The organism is Salegentibacter sp., from assembly GCF_041642575.1.
In the GTDB taxonomy this organism is placed as follows: Bacteria; Bacteroidota; Bacteroidia; order Flavobacteriales; family Flavobacteriaceae; genus Salegentibacter.
In genome coordinates this window covers 2140-4469 of sequence record NZ_JBEPWD010000132.1, presented here as the reverse complement: position 1 = coordinate 4469, position 2330 = coordinate 2140, and the positions used below count along the sequence as shown (strand labels likewise).

The following is a 2330-nucleotide window of genomic DNA, read 5'->3' as shown; positions in this document are numbered from 1 at the left end:
TTGATGTTTATTATTATGACATCGAAGAAAAACTTCCCCTGGGGAATGTCACCAGGTGTAACTCTCTCAAGGAACTTCTGGAAACAGTGGACATAGTAACTTTACACGTAGACGGCCGTAAAGAAAATCTGGATATGATAGGTCAGGAAGAATTTGCCCAAATGAAAGACGGCGTGATTTTCTTAAACCTTAGCCGTGGTCATGTAGTAGACATCCATGCTTTGAAAGAAAGTATAGAATCTGGCAAAGTAATGGGGGCGGGAATCGATGTTTTTCCGAAGGAACCAAAAACCAATAACGAAGAATTCGAATCGGAACTTCGCGGATTGCCTAATGTAATTCTAACGCCTCATATTGGCGGAAGCACCCTGGAAGCGCAGGAGAATATCGGGAATTTTGTTCCGGGGAAATTAATTGACTATATCAATACTGGAGGAACTAACAATTCGGTGAACTTCCCCAACCTGCAATTACCGGTGCTTAAAGATGCACACAGGCTAATTCATATTCATCGGAACGTACCTGGAATTCTGGCAGATATTAACCGAATCCTGGCCGACCACGACATCAACATCGTTGGGCAGTATCTGAAAACCAACGAAACAGTAGGTTATGTGATCACTGATATCGATAAAGAATACGATAAAGCCGTGATTAAAGATTTGAAAGGATTAAAAGGAACCATTCGCTTCAGGGTTCTGTATTAGAAATAAATTACAATTTAAAAAGCCACAGCATTCATAGAATCCTGTGGCTTTTGGTTAGTTGAGTTATCCCAATTAGGATTCTTCGTCTTCAAAGATAAAATCCACAGCCATTTGCGCATGTAGATCTGTGGTTTCCAGTAATGGAATTTCGGTTTTGTCCTGTGGGATAAGGATGGGTAACTCGGTGCAACCCATGATAATAGCATCGGCTCCTTTTTGCTGAAGTTTCTCTATCTGGTTCAGGAAAAATGATCTTGCTTCATCCGTGAATTTTCCCTGAGTTAATTGTTTTGAGACAAAACCGTGGCAGTCCTCAAGGTACTCCTCTTCGGGAATAATGACTTCAATTTTGTAGATGTCCTTAAGTCGGTTTTGAAGAAAGCCTTTGGTCATGGTTGGTTTGTTGCCAAGCAAGCCCAGCCGTTTGAAGCCTTTCTTTTGAGCCTCGATACCAATTGCATCGGCAATATGGAGAATTGGGATATTGATTTTTGGTTGAACATAACTATAGACCATATGCGGAGTATTGGCGCAAATTATTATGGCTCCGGCTCCGGCAGCTTCAAGTTTTTTCGCGATCTCGAGATATGCGGTATTGATAGCCTTTAAATTCTGCTCCCGCATTAATTGTATGTTAAGGCTGTATAATAAAAGTGGCGGATTTTGATCGGCGCCTATCCTTTCTCCTGCTAATTGATTAAGCAGCCGGTAATATTCAATAGTAGAGTGCCATGAAGTCCCCCCTATCATTCCCAGTAATTTCATTTTTCAATAATTAGGTTAATTGTTTATTATTTGACCTGGTCGTCATTGAGCGCCGGGTTGCAATATATGCATGTTTCATGTTTTTCAGGATCTTCAGGAGACTGAAAACGGCTTCATCAGTTTGGTAATTGAAGGAGAGTTTTGAGCGCTTCTCATCGATTTTGATTTCACTTAGTCCCGGAATAACCGAGACCTTCTTCAATATTGCCTGAGCGGCCCCGTTGTTCTGCAGGTTTTTTACGATTATGTTGGCTTTCATGATTGCTGAATTTGAGAGTTATACCTTTTTCTGAATATAGGTATTGCTACAGTTTTGTACTGTAACAGCAGTTACACTGTTTTCTTATTTATTGTCAGGAGACAAATTCAGAAATTATCGGCAGAAATTTTATGAGCAAGATCAGGAAAACGGAGGTTTTTTTAGGTTTTTAATTACCATTGAAGCCAGAGCGCATTTTCATCATCCATATTTAGATCGGTTCCCAGTTTTTTCCCTTCCCGGGTTAAGGTCTTTTCAAGCCACTTCACATCTTTTTTCGAAGCCTGATGTAAACTGAAATTCTTGATTTTCATCGGAAGCATTTTTAAACTAATTAGCTGTCCGGTTTCTATATTAATTTCAGGAAAATACATCAGGCTGAGGTCGCCACGGTATTTTTCGTGTCCGCTTATACCTTCATAATCATTGATGAAATCTCCTGCACCATAGATTATTAATTTGTTCTTATAAACCTCCATCCCCATGGGATGATGTGAAGAATGACCGAAGATAACATCTACTAAATCCTGGTCGATAAGTTGGTGGGCAAACTCCCGTTGCCTTTCCGAAATATCATAGCCCCAGTTTCCTCCCCAATG

The 2330-nt window shown here is 40.3% G+C and carries 4 protein-coding genes; 1 reads left to right on the top strand and 3 read right to left on the bottom strand.

Annotation, left to right across the window (positions count from 1 at the left end; translation table 11 throughout):
* A partial coding sequence (locus ACESK1_RS12250; protein WP_372920466.1) for an NAD(P)-dependent oxidoreductase occupies positions 1 to 707 on the top strand: 707 nt, incomplete at its 5' end.
* 72 nt (positions 708 to 779) lie between these two features.
* On the opposite strand, the gene ACESK1_RS12245 is transcribed toward ACESK1_RS12250, so the two are convergent.
* The 3 genes from ACESK1_RS12245 to ACESK1_RS12235 all read right to left on the bottom strand — a co-directional run.
* A complete protein-coding gene (locus ACESK1_RS12245; RefSeq protein ID WP_372920465.1) occupies positions 780 to 1472 on the bottom strand; it encodes an aspartate/glutamate racemase family protein in 693 nt (230 codons plus the stop codon).
* 10 nt (positions 1473 to 1482) lie between these two features.
* Positions 1483 to 1731, bottom strand: coding sequence for a hypothetical protein (locus ACESK1_RS12240; protein ID WP_372920464.1), 249 nt, complete (start codon positions 1729 to 1731; stop codon positions 1483 to 1485).
* A gap of 173 nt (positions 1732 to 1904) precedes the next feature.
* Positions 1905 to 2330: CapA family protein (locus tag ACESK1_RS12235; protein WP_372920463.1), on the bottom strand; the 426-nt coding region annotated here is incomplete at its 5' end.

Coding starts and splice junctions, on each gene's coding strand:
- ACESK1_RS12245 (WP_372920465.1), bottom strand. CDS start 1,472: ATGAAATTACTGGGAATGATAGGGGGGACTTCATGGCACTCTACTATT.
- ACESK1_RS12240 (WP_372920464.1), bottom strand. CDS start 1,731: ATGAAAGCCAACATAATCGTAAAAAACCTGCAGAACAACGGGGCCGCT.